Genomic DNA, 15,641 nt, shown 5'->3' with positions numbered 1-15,641 from the left:
GCTTTTTCTGCAATCCTAAGCCGTTTTGTCAAAAAAGGATGCATAATTTTCTGCGCCGACCTGTAAAATGTATAGAAACCGTCCTGCCACAAAAAGGACCCATAAAATCAAAGGAGTGCTGTAAAGTGAAAGGAACCATTTCTCTGCTGGCGGTATTTTTTGTGCTGCTCCTGCTGCTCCCATGCTTGGGGCTTGGCGGCAGCAGTGCCAACAGCACCAGCAGTAATTCTTCTCATACAACCGCTTCTGCATCATCCAGTGCTGCTTCATCTGCTTCGTCCCCAAAGCCCAGTACAGCAAGCACAGCAGCCACAGCAAAAGTAAGCGGCAAGACCTTTCGTATTCTGGACAAAGCGAGCAGCACAGTACTGACAGTGGACGAGCTGGATTTTGTTCGCGGTACGGTTGCAACAGAAATGAGTCCCGACAGCCCGCAGGAAGCGCTGAAAGCACAGACAGTTGCCGCATATACATACTATTCCCGTTTGCGCCAGCAGCAGAAGCAGAAGCCTGACAGCACTCTGCAGGGTGCCGACTTTTCCTGTGACACCGGGAAATGGCTGATTTACGTGACAAACGACCAGATGAAAGCAAAATGGAAAGAGGACTACACAAAATTCTACAACAATCTCGCGCCCGCAGTAGAAAGTGTTTACGGCAAAGTACTGCGCAGCGGGAATGACCTGATTGACGCGACTTACTACGCCATCAGCAGCGGGCGCACGGAAGATGCCGCCAATGTTTGGGGCACGGCGTCACCCTGCCTTTCACCAGTTGCCAGCCCCGCAGATATTTATGCACCCGGCTACCTTTCCACCGTACAAATGAGCAGTGCACAGTTCCAATCGGCTGCAGCCGGGCTGGGCTGCACGCTTTCCGGTGACGCTTCCACATGGGTTGGCGACATGAAACGAACAGAGTCCGGTATGGTAACTTCCATGCAGCTCGGCGGAAAAAGTGTCAAAGGTACAGATGCACGCACGGCCTTTGGGCTGCGCTCCGCAAATTTCTCCGTCACTTACGCAAACGGGAATTTTACCTTCTCCGTCAAAGGCTACGGTCACGGGGTAGGCATGAGTCAGACCGGTGCGGTGTCTATGGCCGAGCAGGGGGAACCCTACACACGGATTCTTTCGTGGTACTATCCCGGTTCTTCACTTACTGCGGTATGAAATTGCGCGGCTCCACTGTCTGCTTCCTCTTTTCAGCCTAAAATTAAACCTTAGAACTTCCAATAATTACTTTCCGTCGCTTTCTCAGAAAGCGACTAGGGGTGCGGGGGGCAGCGCCCGCCGCAGGAAAGCGCGCTGTATGCTTCCTTTTTCGATATGAAGGGCTTTACAGGATAAGGTCTTAGTGCGCCCCAACCCACACAGCCCTTGAAAGAACTGGTGGAACTTTTACTGAAAGGGCCGCGTTTCTTCGCCGCACTATCCGTTAAACTTATTGGCATAGGCAAAGTAGCTGATGCCGTTTTTCGCTGTAAAAACGCCGTTTAGTTTAGGATCCCGCAAACTCATTGTCGGCATATAAAACAATGCTGCTGCCGGTGCTTCTTCCACTAGACGTTTTTCGGCCGCGTGCAGCGCTTTGTACCGGTCAGCGGTTCCAGCAGCACACTGGCGGGACTTGTCCATCTGCTCGGTAAAAGTCTTGTCTGCCCAACCGGTAATGTTTTGGCTGCTGCCAACCGTAAAGTTTTCCAGCACTGCTGCAGGATCCGCAAATTCTGCAGTCAACTCACTGACTGCCACCTGTACTTTCCCGTTTTTGCAGCTGTCAAGATATGCGCTGTATGGCTGCTGCTCGACCTTGCAGTTAATTCCAAGATTTTTCTTCCACATATCCGCAACTGCATTTGCGATTGTACTGGCCAGTGTAGAAATCGGCACCGTGATGGTCAGCTCCGGGAAGTTTTTCCCATCTGCATAACCTGCGTGCTCTAACAGCAGTTTTGCGCTGGTTACATTTGCCACATAGTCCGCGGCAGCCGTGGAATAGTACGTACCGCCGACTGTACGGAAATCATTTTTTCCGCCGGCATCCGAGTAACCGGCTGGAACAAACGCGGAAGCAGCCGTAAACCGCATTCCGGTCACTGCAGCTGCAAGCGCATCGCGGTCAACCGCTAATGAGAGTGCCTTGCGCACCTGTGCATCCGAAAGTCCATTTACGTTAGTATTGAACTGCAGGCAGGCCGTTGTATTGGTGTTCACTGCATTCAAATCGCCGCGCTCACGAATACGTGCAAAATATTTTACCGGCAGCGGAAAGGTAAATTCACATTCATTATTATCATATGCGGAAAGGCGCGCCTCATCGTCCTCCGCAAGGGAGCAGTTCAGCCCGGATGCCGTAACTGCATCCTTATTATAATAGGTTTCGCTGCGCTCAAACATAATATTTGACTTAATATTCCACTGTGTCAGTTTCATGGGGCCATTGCAGATAAAAGTATCCGGGCTGCGCGACCAATCCTTGTTTTTGCTGACAACATCTTCGCGTAATGGCATAAAGATTGGCTGCACCAGAAGCTGCGGCAGGATATTGCATGCTGCCGTCAGGGTAACAACCAGCGTTTTGCTGTTTTTAGCGGTTACACCAAGGGTTTTCGCATCTATCTGCGTTCCGTTCAGAATTGCAGTACCATTTTTCAAGTACGCAAACAGGTACTTTTGCTGTGCATCATCCAAGGCCACAGCACGCTGCCATGCGTATACAAAATTTTCCGCCGTTACCGGTGTTCCGTCCGACCACTGGGCATCGTCCCGCAGAGTAAACGTCCAGATCTTTTTATCGCTGGAACATTCCGCCTTTGCTGCCTGACCCAAAACGACATTTCCATTGGCGTCCACTTTGTACAAGCCTTCAAACGCTGCAGCAGCGTAGGCATCCGTGTCCGCGCCGGTACTGCGTGCCGGGTCAAGCGATGCCGGCTCCGGGCCTATACTGACATTCACCGCTGCCCCAACAGCCATCATGCGGTCAGCAGGTTGGCTGGAAACGGCTGAACTGGCCGCCTTACTGGAAGCAGCCGACGAGGACTGCGGCACAGATGACACCGGCTTGCTGGAAGTTTTCTCTCCGCAGGCAGTCAGCGTACATGCCGCCACAGCCGCCGCCAGAAAAGCGGCAGTTATTCTTATTTTCATCTATACGTTCCTCCAAGTGCAGGGAACTTTACGCTCCCATTATGGACTGGCCTGCTCATTTGCACGCGCTTTGTATTCCTCGCGTACTTCCGGGGTGGGCTCGACAATAACCTGCCCTGCAGTGCCATCCACGATCAATTCAGCGCCGGGCTTCAACTCCTGAAAAGCCGCACCCAGTGCAATAACAGCAGGCAGACCCATGCTGCGGGCAAGCATTGCGCTGTGCGAAGTAGCACTGCCGTACTGTGAAACAATCGCCAAAATGTTTTTGTGCTTGCTTTGCATAACCTCACTGGGAAGCGCGCGTTTCAAGCAAAGCACAGCCGGTTGAGCCAGATACTCCTCCACATTGGGAATGGAGCAGCAGCCTTGATTCAGGCAGCTGAGCAGGCGGTGGCAAATGTCCAGCATATCCTCACTGCGCGCACGCATATACTCGTCATCCATGCTGGAAAAATGCTCATACAGGCGGCTGCCGTTGTACCATACCGCATACTCAGCAGTTGTTCGGTCTTTCACAATGCTGTCAATAATCGCTTTTTGAAAAGTCTCATCTTCCAACATGATGATATGGATTTGAAAAATAATGGAGTCTTTTTTCCCAACACGTGCGCAGGCATGCTGGTAAATTTTCTGTATCTCCTGTTTGGCGCAGGCACGCGCTTTTTGCAGACGAACCAATTCATATGCAGGGTCGGTGGCACACTCCTTGGATATGGGCGCGGGTTTACGCGCAGCAACAATACACGCCGGGCCAAACGCAATTCCTTTTGAAGCCGGCGTTCCCTGCACAACAAGCATATGCTCACCTGCCTTTCGCTGTGTTTCTATTTTACCTGTTTTACACGCATTTGACAAGCGAAAAAGCAAAAAGGCCCCGCTTTCTAAAAAGCAGGGCCTTTTCTCCGGACACCAAGCGGCGGCGCCGGGAAACCCGGTGCCGCCGCCACGCAAATACAACTACACTTATTTTGTTGAGATTTGTTTTAATTTAGTTTAGAAAAAAGTTTAAGATTACTTTACAGTAACTGCAAAAACCTTGTACTGCTGTCCATTGATAGTCACATAGACACCATAAGCACCAGAAGAAACAGCCTTAATCTTGCAGGTAACAGTGCCATCGGCATTCTTCACAAATCCCTGAGTAGACAGCGCTGCATCTCTCGCTGTGTTGAAGGTGAAGCTATCGATAGCTGTACCAGCCGCAGGAGTAATCTTGAAAGAATAGGTCTTGCCAGCGTTCATAGCAATGTCTGTAGTAGTATCGCACTTGAACGGGCGGTCAACAACCTTGACCTTGCAAATCAGCTGACCATTGACATAAACACCAGTGTCTGTGCCAACCTTACCATTCATGTACATAGCATATTCGCCAGAAGTACCATTCCACAGGCTAGTAGCATAAGCTCTTGTCTGCATTACCTTATCGTTACCAGCAACATAATTAAAGTTAGTAAAGGTGTTACCTGCTGTAACAAAAGTAATCTTCTTAGTTGTGGACTGAACAACTTCAATTGTGTCGGAAGCAGTTACAGCCTTACCATCGACATAAGCAACGACAGGAGTATCGGAAACATAAACATCAACAGTCTTTGTTACCTTTGTGCCATCAAGCTTTGTGCCAACAACTGTCAAAGTAGCCTTACCTTGTTTTGCGCCATATACAGAGAATGTATAGTTATTACCAGAAACACCAGCAGCTGTTACAACAGCAGTTGTGTTATCGGAGGAAGATGGTGCAAAGGTAGAGAACACACCACTCAAAGCAGTAGAACCATTGGCAGCAATTGTTACGGTAGCAGACTTACCCGATGCTACATATGAAGGAGCAGAAAGGTTAAAATCTGTAGTAGCTGTACTTGTACCATCTTTTACATTCAGTGTGTAGGTAATAGGAGAAGTACCTGCTACAGCAGTATTTGTATTATCATACAGAGTAGCTTTCAAAGTAGCAGTGTTGTTACCCGGTACAAACTTAGAATATGTGCCAGTAACAGTTGTGCTTAAGCCATAGGCAGAAGACAAGGTAATGTTGCTTGGCAGAGTACCTTCCCACTTAACATAATCGCCAGTAGCCAAAACACTAGCTGGGAATGGCTGCACTGCCAAAGTAGTAGCCTGACCGCTTACCAAATCAACAGAATAAGTTGTTGAAGAAGTTGCAGTTGCACCTGCAGTTGCATTCTTAATGTCTGCTGCAGAGATTGCAGAATCAATCACAGCAGTAGTGGAAGAAGCAGCAGTTGCATAGTAGCCGGGAGTTACAATATACTGGAAAGTTCCAGATTTGGAACTGGAGGAATCCGCAGAGTTGTCAGAAATACCAGTTACAGCAGCTGTAGTTGTGAAAGCAGTTGCACCAGCTGTAACAGCATTAAGCTTCAATGTGAACTTGCTAGCAGCTGTTGCTGTCGCATCACCGAGTGTCAGACTAGCAGGTGCAATTGCGAGAATACCTGCACTGCCCGTTGTACTTGTCACTGCGCCAGAAAAAGCAGCCTTGCCAGAAACAGTCAAGGTCTTTGTATCAGCAATTGCGGCTGTTGTGCCATTTGCAATGGAAGCAACGGTTGCATCAGCGTTTACAGTCACACCATAACCATCAAGTGCCGGCAGAGAGATACCATCATAATTTGCAACTGCATCGACAGTCAAACTGCCTGTTGCACTACTGCTAGTTTTTGCAATAGCACCAATAACAGTCTTTTTGTTGGAAACAACAACTGTATCAGCTTTAATGGATTTAATCTTTGTGTTGCCAACTGCAGTTTTGTCAGAACCGGAAGTAGCTGTAACAGTGGCACCTGTGCATGTAGTTACAGTACCCACAGTTGTGTCAAGAATATCAGCCGCATCACCAATAGTAACATTGCCAGCTGCCGCTGTAGCGCCTGTAGTATCAATAGCGTCAACAGCTGCGCCAGCCTTAACAGTAGTAGCAGTTGTTGCAGTCAAAGTACCGATAGACCCACCAGAAATAGTGGTACTTGCACCTGTTGTCAGTAGTTTACCAATTTTAGTGTCAATTGTGCTGAGATCCAGAGCCGTAACAGAAGAATCCAGTGCCAAATCTGCACCATTCAACTGGGCAGCTGTCAGGTCATAAGAGCCTGCTGCATTGGTCACCTTATATGTACCATTTGCATTCTTGACAATGGCTGTAACGCCTGTATACTTAGCATCAACAGTCAAAGCAGCTGTTTTAACCTGACTGAGGCCATCTTCATAGGTAACATATTGTGTACCCGCTGCAATGCCTGTAAACTTGCTGCTGTCAGTTGTGACGGTTGCAAAAGTCTGCGCAGTCGGAGCAACAAACTTGTTAGGAGCAAGATCAGTTGCATATGTAACCGGCGCATAATTCTTCGTCGCAAAAGCATCGACAGTCTGCGGTGTAACAGTCACGCTTGCAAGATAAGCATCCCCACCGACACTAACACTTGTGACAACTTTTGCTTCACTTGCAGCATATGTACTCATCCACTCTGCTTCAGAGAAAGTAGTTGCATCTACACTTTTAATGTCAACAGTAATCGGATTAACATCATAAGTTGCACTACCTGCAGTAACTGTCAAGCCGCTGATAGTGACCTTTGTGTCACCAGTGTTGGCAGTTGGTGCTACAGTCAACTGATCATTCTTGGCGCCAGCCAACGTAACAATAGCAGCAGAACCGCTGACACTGTCAATTTTGACACCTGTGTCACTTGTTGCAGTAGGTGTTGGTAAAGTGGTACCATTTGCATCCTTGTAAGTGGCGTCTGCCAAGAATGTATCATCAATAGTGCCAGCTGCAAGCTGAACCGTGTTCTTATCTGTACCCTTTGCCAGATAGACTGTAGACGCACCTGTTGCCAGAGATGCTGTAGCTTTCGCATTTGCGATGGCAGCAAATGAAGCGCTGGTACTCATTGCAAAAGCGCTGGTAACCATCGCAGCAGAAAGTGCGATAGCAGCGATTCTGCTCAATTTTTTGTTCATCCTTTTTGTCCTCCTTAAAATAGTTGTGTGCATTTGCGCGTGCTATGAGAGTTAAACAGCATAACGGCACCCCAGTGTGGGAAAGCCCGGCGCAAAGCCGCCGGAAGCTGCTTTTTCCACGGGTGCTGCCAATTCGTTTATGTTGATTATATGATAACGAATTGGTAAAGTCAAGTGGATGTGCCGAGAATTGCAAAGATTTATTTAAAATTTTCTCACAGAAATTTTATAAATATCAGCATATTTACCACAATTTTTATTCCTGAGCGCCTGTGTCGCAGATGCAGCCGTACTCTGCAGTGCCTACCACACGGATGCCGCAGGGAATTTCGCCGCTGCGGTTGCCCGGGCAGCGCAGCGCCAAGCCGCCGGCGAGTCCCCCGCCGCCGCTGTCCCAGCAGACTGCGGTGCGGGTGCAGCAGCAGCCGCTTTCCTCCAGAAAGGCGCAGCTGCCGCCGGTGCAGTGCTTCATGGCGGGCATGGCGGCCCAGTCGGCGGCAATCTGGCGGGTGCCGCCGGGGTCTTCGCCGCAGGAAATGAGCACATGCGCGGCAGAAAGCCCCGTCAGCACAAGAGAAACGGCGCTGGCGGTGCCGTGATGCGGCGCTTTTAATATGTAATAATCATGGTACAGCAATGGTTCCACCGCAGCGATGGTTTCGGGGGTTGCGTCGCCGGTCATGAGAATGTCGTCGGTGGCGTCCTCTGTATCGCGGCAGTTTTGAAACACAATGGAAGCGGCATTCACCTGATTGCTGTAGGCCTCGCGTACCGACTGGTTTTCGAGTATCGCACGCACATCCACGGCAGCAGGCAGGCGCCACAGCGAGGGCGCAAGGTCATCAATGCGGTTCAGTACGGCAAGCGTGCGGGAAGCATCCGCGCTGCTGACCGGAAATTTTGTGCAGAACTCGACATATAAATTACAAAATTCATACAGCAAATCAAGGAACTGCCGCAGCAAATACGCACCCGGCTGATACGGCGACTCCACGCATAGATGCAGACGTTCCACGGCATCTACAAAACGATCCTCAAAGGGAAAGTCCTGCCGCGGCGGCCACAGACATTCATAGGTAACATCGCCGGAAACAAAAGTATCCCCCTGCCCGAGCGCATAGGCAGTCCCCTGCCGGGTCTGGCGCAGCACGCGGGAAAAGGCCTTGAGCGCCCCGGTGCTCACCTGCCCGCAGAAGCCCTGCCGCGGCAGAAACACATAGGCAAACAGCGCAAATTCCAGCAGCAGCGGCAGACCGCGCTCGTCACAAGGGGAGCAGGGCAGGTACAGTTCTTCAAAATAATCCGGCCGGGCGTCCAAAATATCCCACAGTCCGCAGGAATGATCGCGGTGGTAGTGCGTTAACAAAAAAGCCCGATGCGGCACACCGCTGTAGCGTGCCGTCAGGCTATGGGTTGCGAAGTCTTTAAAATTGCGTTCTCCCTCGCGGATGGTAGTGTTCAAGCTGCCGCAGTCCACCATGAGCATGCTGCGCGGGCCGGTGCCCAGCGCGATACATTCGCCGTACTCCACATTGTGCAGGTCAACCCAGTGCATCAGTTTTCGTCCTTCTTTACAACAATTTCGGCGGGTTTGCCGTCGCGGTAGCACACGCCGCTGACAAATTCGCCGTGCTGCCACACGCCGGTACGCACGGTTTTGCCGGCAGCGTCGCGCTCCTCGCAGGAACCGTCCGCGAAACCGCTGCGGAACGTGCCGGTCAAGGTACCGCCCTCGGAAAGGTACAGGCAGCCCTTCCCACTGTAGCAGTCATTGCGGAAAGCACCCTCGTACAAAACTTTTCCGTTAAAATATTCAGTGCCGTGGCCGTCCCTGCGGCCGTCCAGCCACATGCCGTAGTAGGAAAGTACGCCATCGCTGTCAAAAGCTGTGCCGAGGCCGGTCGGAGTATTGTTCTCCCACTGCCCGACAAACAGGGAACCGTCCCGCGCGCTGAAACTGACACCAAGGCCGCTGCGCTGATTCTGCTGCCAGTTTCCGGCATAGCAGAGCCGGCCGGACTTATAATAATAGGTACCGAAGCCGTCGCGCTTGTCGCCGGCGAAGCCGCCCTCGTAGGCGGTGTGGCCGCTCTGCATCTGGGTACGGCCCTGCCCCTGCCGTTTGCCATCCTGCAGCGGACCGAAGTAGAGGTAGTTTTCCGTTTCGCTTACTTTTATGTACTTATCGGGGCGCAGGGCATCCGCCTTTTCCTCAATACGGGGAAGCTCCTCTTGTGGTGCAGGCGCGGCGGACACCTTTGCGGGCTGAAAAACCACCGGTACCGGCGCAACATCCTCTTCAATTACAGCCGGTTCGTCCGGCAGTTCGGTATCAACGATGCAGTCCTCCAAATCCAGCACTGGCAGGAAATGCGGCTCCTCCACTTCCAGCAGCAGCGGACCGTCCTCGCTTTCCAGCTCCAGATTAGGCTGCGGTGCGGTTGCTTCGTCCAAAACATGCTCGTTGCGCACAAACTGGAACTGAATCGGTACGGCAGGCGTTGTGTCCCAACTGGGTACATCCTCAGCCTCCGCGTTATCACGGCGTGCCGCCGCAGCTTTTCGGGCGGCAAGTTCCTGTTTGGTGCAGTAGTAAAACCGGCCGTCGCTGGTATCCGCTTCTATATCCGGTGTACCGGCCTCGTTGTCCATCCAAATCCGCGCGGTGTCTGTTTTCTCCATTGGATACGGGAAAAGACGGGTACGCCGGTACTTGCCGATACGGTCATCATACCGCAGGCAATTCAGCTCCTCGCCCTCCGGTTCCAACAGCAATTCCGGACGCTTGGGGTTTCCGCGGTAAAACGCAGAGCGCAGCCAGATATGGCGGCGGTCAAAGCCCGCCTTTTCCCGCAAGTCACCGGCGCCATCCCACGTCAGCACAGCGTAGCCGCCCTCACTGGCGGGCACTGCACGCTGCAGGGTACGTCCGCCGGAGGTCAGCTCCCACTTCATGCTGTGGCGGGTGATGCGGTACTTTGCCGTGTCATCTGCGCCAAACGTTTCCGCGGCGGTACGGCCGTGCTGCGGTGTGCCTTTCTCAAAATAAGCCCGGCGCACCTGTGCCAGCAGTTCACGGTCATCCTCCCGCAGCTGTCTGCTGGTGACGGAATAGAACATTCTGTCGCCCAATGTGGCACCCTTCTTTCCCATATGTCGTTATTCCTTTTTATTATAGGAAATCCGCACTGCGTATGCAAGCATTTTTACTTTTAAAACAGGAAAAGGCCGCTGAACCATGCAGCAGTTCTGCACAGCCCAGCGGCCTTTTGTTTCGGTTTCGGTTTTACATCCTTGCACCGACCGCGTGTCCCACTTCATCCATCAGGCCGGTCACTGCACTTTTTGCCCGGTTTGCCCGCCGGCGAAGCCGATGGTCATTCTCCATTGCCTTTCCTGCAAAAACTGCCGCGGCAACGCCCACTGCAACGCCCAGACCAATGCCTCTCATCATGCTCGCTGTACTTCTGAACATACGCAAAACCCTCCCCGTTAAAATTGCGGTGCCTATTATGATAAGCCCCATCATAAGCATACCCTCCCGGATGTGTTTTATCTGCTGAAAATATTGCGCAGACTGTCTGACTCTTCCAAAAATTATTTTCCAACTGCAAAACAGTTTTCCCCTTACAGTACATGTGCATGCGCGGAAGTTCCTGCCGATTTTGCTTTTGTATAAATTTGTATTATAATCTGTTTAAATGCTGTTTGAAAAAACAAGCGAAAACAGCACATACTATATACTGCGAAACGGAGAAAGCATTATGCATACACTGAATCTGGTTTTAGTTGAACCGGAAATCCCACAAAACACCGGAAATATTGCACGCACTTGTGCGCTGACCGGCGCGCGGTTGCATTTGGTTGGGCCGATGGGCTTTAAAATCGATGACCGCAAGCTCAAGCGTGCCGGGCTGGATTACTGGCATCTGCTGGACATCTCTTATTATGACAGTCTCCAGGATTTTTTTGAAAAAAACAAAGGCCCGTATTATTATTTCTCCACCAAGGCGCAGCACATTCATTCTGATGTACAGTATCCGGATGGTGCATATCTGGTATTCGGCAAGGAAACTGCCGGCCTGCCCGAAGAACTTCTGAAAGCAAATTCCGAAAGCTGTGTGCGCATTCCGATGCGCAATCATCCGGACGCACGCAGCCTAAATCTTTCCAACAGCGCCGCCATTGCCGCCTACGAAGTTTTACGTCAGTGGGGGTATCCGGACATGCTCTGCGAAGGACAGCTGCACCATCTGCATTGGTAAAACAAATAATTGTTGCCTTGTTTCCCGCAAAGATTGTGAAAATTTCAACAATTTTTGCGCAATACATCGGTAAATCCTTGAAAATGGACAATCTGTGTTGTATAATTATCCTGTACGAAAAGGCTTTCTACATGTATTTCTATTTTTTACGCCAAATATCAAAAAGGAGTGTATCCCATGAACTACCTGAACAAAAAGACCGTCGAAGATATTGATGTCGCCGGCAAACGGGTACTCGTCCGCTGCGACTTCAACGTCCCGTTCGACGGTGAAGGCAATATCAGCGACACAAAGCGCATTGACGGTGCTCTGCCTACCATTAAATATCTGGTAGACCATAACGCGAAAGTCATCCTTTGCTCTCACCTTGGTCGTCCGAAGGGCGAATTCAACATGAAGTATTCCCTTGCTCCGGTTGCCAAGTGTCTTTCCGAAAAGCTCGGCAAAGAAGTGAAGATGGCAAAAGACGTTATTGGCGAAGATGCAAAGAGTATTGCCGCTTCCCTGAAAGACGGCGAGGTCGAGCTGCTGGAAAACGTCCGCTTCCACAAGGAAGAGGAAAAGAATGACCCGGCTTTTGCAAAAGAGCTGGCTTCCATGGCTGAAATCTATGTCAATGATGCTTTCGGTACTGCTCACCGCGCACATGCTTCCACAGCCGGTGTTGCTGATTACCTGCCCGCCGTTTGCGGCTACCTGATCCAGAAGGAAATTTCCGTTATGGGTAAGGCTCTGCAGGACCCGAAGCGCCCGTTTGTTGCAATTCTGGGCGGCGCAAAGGTCTCCGATAAAATCGGTGTTATCACCAACCTGCTGGACAAGGTTGACACCCTCATCGTCGGCGGCGCCATGGCTTACACTTTCATGAACGCACTTGGCTACAGCATTGGTTCCTCCCTGTGCGAACAGGACAAGATTGATGTCGCAAAAGACATCATGGCAAAAGCAAAAGAAAAGGACGTTAAGTTCCTGATTCCGCTTGACAATGTGGTTGCCAAGGAATATTCCGCTGATTCCGAATTCCAGACAACTCCTTCCGATTCTATTCCGGAAGGCTGGATGGGTCTGGACATCGGTCCGAAGTCCTGCAAAGCTTTCACAGAAGCAATCGCAGGCGCAGGCACCGTTGTTTGGAACGGCCCGATGGGTGTTTCCGAATGGAAGAACTTTGCAAACGGTACCATTGCAGTTGCAAAGGCAGTTGCTAACAGCAACGCGATTTCCATCATCGGCGGCGGCGATTCTGCAGCAGCTGTTGAAAACCTCGGCTTTGCTGACAAGATGACCCACATCTCCACCGGCGGCGGCGCTTCCCTTGAATTCCTCGAGGGCAAAGTTCTGCCCGGCATTGCCTGCCTGAACGAAAAAGACTGATTTCTGCCGCAAGGGGCGGGGCTGTGCCCCGTCCCTTTTGTGTTTTTATACCATCTAAAATCATGCAGGCGTTTTGCCTGCGATACATGAAAAAGGAGCGATTCCCATGAACAAAGCAATCCGTAAAGCTGTTATCGCCGGAAACTGGAAAATGAACAAGACCCCCGCTGAAGCAAAAACACTGATTGAAAGCATTAAGCCGCTGGTCAAGAGCGCAGGCTGCGACGTTGTATGCTGCGTACCTTACGTTGACCTCTCCGTTGTGCTGGAAGCCGCAAAAGGCACCAACATTGGTGTCGGTGCCGAAAACTGCCACTGGGAAAAGAGCGGCGCTTTCACCGGCGAAGTTTCCGCTGAAATGCTCGCTTCCATGGGTGTAAAGTACGTTATTATCGGCCACAGTGAACGCCGTCAGTACTTTGGTGAAACCAACGAAACCGTCAACAAGCGCATCCGCGCCGCACTGGACGCCGGTCTGACTGTTATCCTCTGCGTTGGTGAAAGCCTTGAGCAGCGCGAACAGGGCGTTACCAGCGAGCTGGTTGCACTGCAGACCAAGATTGCACTCGGCGGCGTTTCCAAAGAAGAGCTGTCCCGCATTATTATTGCTTACGAACCCATCTGGGCAATCGGCACAGGCAAGACTGCAACCAACGAGCAGGCCAACGAAGTCTGCAAGACCATCCGTGATACCGTTGCCGCTGTTTATGACAAAGCTGCTGCCGATGCCATGACCATCCAGTACGGCGGTTCCATGAAGCCTGGCAACGCTGCAGAACTGCTGGCAAAGCCGGACGTAGACGGCGGCCTCATCGGCGGTGCATCCCTGAAACCGGAAGACTTCGCCGCTATCGTGAAAGCTGCAACAGAGGGCTAAAAAACAGTACCCGCCTTTACATTACTTTCCGTCGCTTTCTGAGAAAGCGACTAGGGATGTGGGGGCAACGCCCGCCACGACCTTATTTCTTGATCTTTGCCCTTAGCATCCTTAGAAGCGCTCGCAGGCTAGGGAGCCTGCAAGTCAGGCTCCCTAGGTCTTGCCCTTATACTTCGGCAATTCTGAAGCTGTTTTAAGGTTGCTTTTTTGCGGCGTGGCTTCGCCGCCGCAGGGAATGCCGCCTGTTTTCCCTTTTACACAAAAGGGCTTTACGGTCAAGGGCTAAGGCCGTGGGCTTCGCCCACACTCACCGCCCTTGAAAGGGCGGGCGGAACTTTTACTGCAAGGGCAGCACAGAAAAGCAGTTACTTCTAATTTTAATTTTATTCTCAGAAAGGATAAAAAACATGGCAAAAAAACCGGTTATCCTTATGATCATGGACGGCTTCGGCATCGCCCCGAAAGAGGGCAACGCCATTGCTGCCGCAAACAAACCAAACCTTGACCGTCTGTTCGCTGCAAACCCGCACACACAAATTGGTGCTTCCGGCCTGAACGTCGGTCTACCGGACGGTCAGATGGGCAACAGTGAAGTCGGCCACACCAATATGGGCGCAGGCCGCGTTGTGTATCAGGAACTGACCCGCATCACCAAATCCATTCAGGACGGTGATTTCTTTACAAACACCGCCTTCGCCAAAGCTGTCGAAAACTGCAAAAAGAACGGCAGTGCCCTGCACATCTTCGGCCTGCTTTCCAACGGCGGCGTACACAGCCATCTGACTCATATTCTGGCGCTGGTCGAACTGGCGAAAAAGGCCGGTCTGACCAAGGTGTATCTGCATGCATTCCTGGACGGCCGTGACGTACCGCCGAAGTCCGGCAAGGATTTCGCCGCACAGTGCGATGCAAAGCTGAAAGAAATCGGCATCGGCAAAATTGCCACGGTTTCCGGCCGCTATTACGCGATGGACCGTGACAAGAACTGGGACCGTCTGAACAAAGCTTACTCCGCAATGGTGTACGGCGTTGGTGAAACAGCCGCTACTGTGGAAGAAGCAATTCAGAACTCCTACGACAAAGACACCACTGATGAATTTGTCCTGCCGACCGTAATCGATAAAGAAGGTACGATTAAGGCAAACGATTCCATCATCTTTGCAAACTTCCGTCCTGACCGCGCCCGCCAGATCACCCGTTCCTTTGTGGACAGTGCATTTGACGGCTTCGAGCGTAAAAACGGCTTCTTCCCGGTCACTTACGTTACAATGACCCAATATGACGCGGAAATGCCGAATGTAACGGTCGCCTTCCCGCCGGAAAAGCTGACCAACACCCTTGGCGAGTACATTTCCAATCAGGGCATGAAGCAGCTGCGCATTGCCGAAACCGAGAAGTATGCCCATGTGACATTTTTCTTTAACGGCGGTGTCGAAGAACCATACGCGGGTGAAGACCGCATTCTGGTAAAGTCCCCGAAAGTTGCAACCTATGACCTCCAGCCGGAAATGAGCGCACCGGAAGTCACCGAGAAACTGGTGGATGCCATTCACTCCGGCAAGTACGATATGATTATTCTGAACTTTGCGAACTGCGACATGGTTGGCCACACCGGCATATTTGAAGCCGCTGTCAAGGCTGTGGAAACCGTTGACACCTGCGTCGGCAAAGTTACAGACGCAATCGCCGACATGGGCGGCGTAGCGCTCATCACTGCTGACCACGGCAACGCGGACAAGATGATGGAAAAGGACGGCAAGCCCTTTACCGCACACACCACCAATCCGGTTCCGTTCTGTGTTGTCGGTTACCCCTGCAAACTGCGCGAGGGCGGCTGCCTAGCAGACATTGCTCCCACCATGCTGCAGATTATGGGCTTAAAGCAACCGAAGGAAATGACCGGCAAGAGCTTGATTTTCTAAAAGCAACAGCATTTTTTAATCAATTCAAAGAACAAAAAGGAAGCATCTCCTTACAGACAAGTAAAGAGAT

At 51.4% G+C, this 15,641-nt stretch carries 11 protein-coding genes; 5 read left to right on the top strand and 6 right to left on the bottom strand.

Going from position 1 to position 15,641, the window contains the following annotated elements; all coding sequences use genetic code 11:
* The first annotated feature begins 125 nt into the window (after positions 1-125).
* On the top strand, positions 126-1,172 hold the full coding sequence (gene spoIID, locus H6X83_RS00905) for a stage II sporulation protein D (protein ID WP_246419404.1): 1,047 nt from the start codon (positions 126-128) through the stop codon (positions 1,170-1,172).
* A gap of 258 nt (positions 1,173-1,430) precedes the next feature.
* Here spoIID and H6X83_RS00900 read toward each other — a convergent pair whose 3' ends face one another.
* From H6X83_RS00900 to H6X83_RS00875, 6 genes are all read right to left on the bottom strand, one after another.
* On the bottom strand, positions 1,431-3,152 hold the full coding sequence (locus H6X83_RS00900; protein ID WP_212507323.1) for a peptide ABC transporter substrate-binding protein: 1,722 nt from the start codon (positions 3,150-3,152) through the stop codon (positions 1,431-1,433).
* Between the two features lie 39 nt (positions 3,153-3,191).
* Positions 3,192-3,953 carry a phosphoenolpyruvate-utilizing N-terminal domain-containing protein gene (locus H6X83_RS00895; RefSeq protein WP_212507322.1) on the bottom strand — a complete coding sequence of 254 codons (762 nt, stop codon included), beginning with the start codon at positions 3,951-3,953 and terminating at the stop codon, positions 3,192-3,194.
* 213 nt (positions 3,954-4,166) lie between these two features.
* Complete coding sequence (locus H6X83_RS00890; protein ID WP_212507321.1) at positions 4,167-7,133, bottom strand: beta strand repeat-containing protein; 2,967 nt, start codon at positions 7,131-7,133, stop codon at positions 4,167-4,169.
* Positions 7,134-7,389: 256 nt separating this feature from the next.
* Positions 7,390-8,688 (bottom strand): ComEC/Rec2 family competence protein, encoded by a 1,299-nt coding sequence (locus tag H6X83_RS00885; RefSeq protein WP_212507320.1) that lies wholly within the window; start codon positions 8,686-8,688, stop codon positions 7,390-7,392.
* Positions 8,688-10,286: an MORN repeat-containing protein gene (locus H6X83_RS00880; protein ID WP_212507319.1), complete on the bottom strand. Its 1,599-nt coding sequence runs from the start codon at positions 10,284-10,286 to the stop codon at positions 8,688-8,690. The genes H6X83_RS00885 and H6X83_RS00880 overlap by 1 nt, the downstream gene beginning before the upstream one ends.
* A 133-nt stretch (positions 10,287-10,419) precedes the next feature.
* The gene (locus H6X83_RS00875; RefSeq protein WP_212507318.1) at positions 10,420-10,608 is read right to left on the bottom strand and encodes a hypothetical protein; all 189 of its coding nucleotides are present in this window, start codon (positions 10,606-10,608) and stop codon (positions 10,420-10,422) included.
* A gap of 289 nt (positions 10,609-10,897) precedes the next feature.
* Here H6X83_RS00875 and H6X83_RS00870 point away from each other — a divergent pair, with 289 nt between their 5' ends.
* The 4 genes from H6X83_RS00870 to gpmI all read left to right on the top strand — a co-directional run bounded on the left by H6X83_RS00870 (position 10,898) and on the right by gpmI (position 15,571).
* Positions 10,898-11,398 (top strand): tRNA (cytidine(34)-2'-O)-methyltransferase, encoded by a 501-nt coding sequence (locus tag H6X83_RS00870; protein ID WP_212507317.1) that lies wholly within the window; start codon positions 10,898-10,900, stop codon positions 11,396-11,398.
* A gap of 177 nt (positions 11,399-11,575) precedes the next feature.
* Positions 11,576-12,772 (top strand): phosphoglycerate kinase, encoded by a 1,197-nt coding sequence (locus H6X83_RS00865; protein WP_281391034.1) that lies wholly within the window; start codon positions 11,576-11,578, stop codon positions 12,770-12,772.
* Between the two features lie 106 nt (positions 12,773-12,878).
* Positions 12,879-13,649, top strand: coding sequence for a triose-phosphate isomerase (tpiA, locus tag H6X83_RS00860; RefSeq protein ID WP_212507316.1), 771 nt, complete (start codon positions 12,879-12,881; stop codon positions 13,647-13,649).
* Positions 13,650-14,056: 407 nt separating this feature from the next.
* The gene (gene gpmI, locus H6X83_RS00855; protein WP_212507315.1) at positions 14,057-15,571 is read left to right on the top strand and encodes a 2,3-bisphosphoglycerate-independent phosphoglycerate mutase; all 1,515 of its coding nucleotides are present in this window, start codon (positions 14,057-14,059) and stop codon (positions 15,569-15,571) included.
* Positions 15,572-15,641 lie beyond the last annotated feature (70 nt).

Origin of the sequence: Caproicibacterium amylolyticum (assembly GCF_014467055.1) — a bacterium.
GTDB lineage: Bacteria > Bacillota > Clostridia > Oscillospirales > Acutalibacteraceae > Caproicibacterium > Caproicibacterium amylolyticum.
Note: the sequence above shows the minus strand (reverse complement) of the source record. Positions and strands in the feature narration are given on the sequence as shown.

Excerpts from the sequence above, each read along its gene's own strand:
- H6X83_RS00885 (WP_212507320.1), bottom strand. The coding sequence starts at position 8,688 with ATGCACTGGGTTGACCTGCACAATGTGGAGTACGGCGAATGTATCGCG.
- gpmI (WP_212507315.1), top strand. The coding sequence starts at position 14,057 with ATGGCAAAAAAACCGGTTATCCTTATGATCATGGACGGCTTCGGCATC.
- H6X83_RS00900 (WP_212507323.1), bottom strand. The coding sequence starts at position 3,152 with ATGAAAATAAGAATAACTGCCGCTTTTCTGGCGGCGGCTGTGGCGGCA.
- H6X83_RS00870 (WP_212507317.1), top strand. The coding sequence starts at position 10,898 with ATGCATACACTGAATCTGGTTTTAGTTGAACCGGAAATCCCACAAAAC.
- H6X83_RS00875 (WP_212507318.1), bottom strand. The coding sequence starts at position 10,608 with ATGTTCAGAAGTACAGCGAGCATGATGAGAGGCATTGGTCTGGGCGTT.
- H6X83_RS00865 (WP_281391034.1), top strand. The coding sequence starts at position 11,576 with ATGAACTACCTGAACAAAAAGACCGTCGAAGATATTGATGTCGCCGGC.
- H6X83_RS00880 (WP_212507319.1), bottom strand. The coding sequence starts at position 10,286 with ATGGGAAAGAAGGGTGCCACATTGGGCGACAGAATGTTCTATTCCGTC.
- H6X83_RS00895 (WP_212507322.1), bottom strand. The coding sequence starts at position 3,953 with ATGCTTGTTGTGCAGGGAACGCCGGCTTCAAAAGGAATTGCGTTTGGC.
- H6X83_RS00890 (WP_212507321.1), bottom strand. The coding sequence starts at position 7,133 with ATGAACAAAAAATTGAGCAGAATCGCTGCTATCGCACTTTCTGCTGCG.
- tpiA (WP_212507316.1), top strand. The coding sequence starts at position 12,879 with ATGAACAAAGCAATCCGTAAAGCTGTTATCGCCGGAAACTGGAAAATG.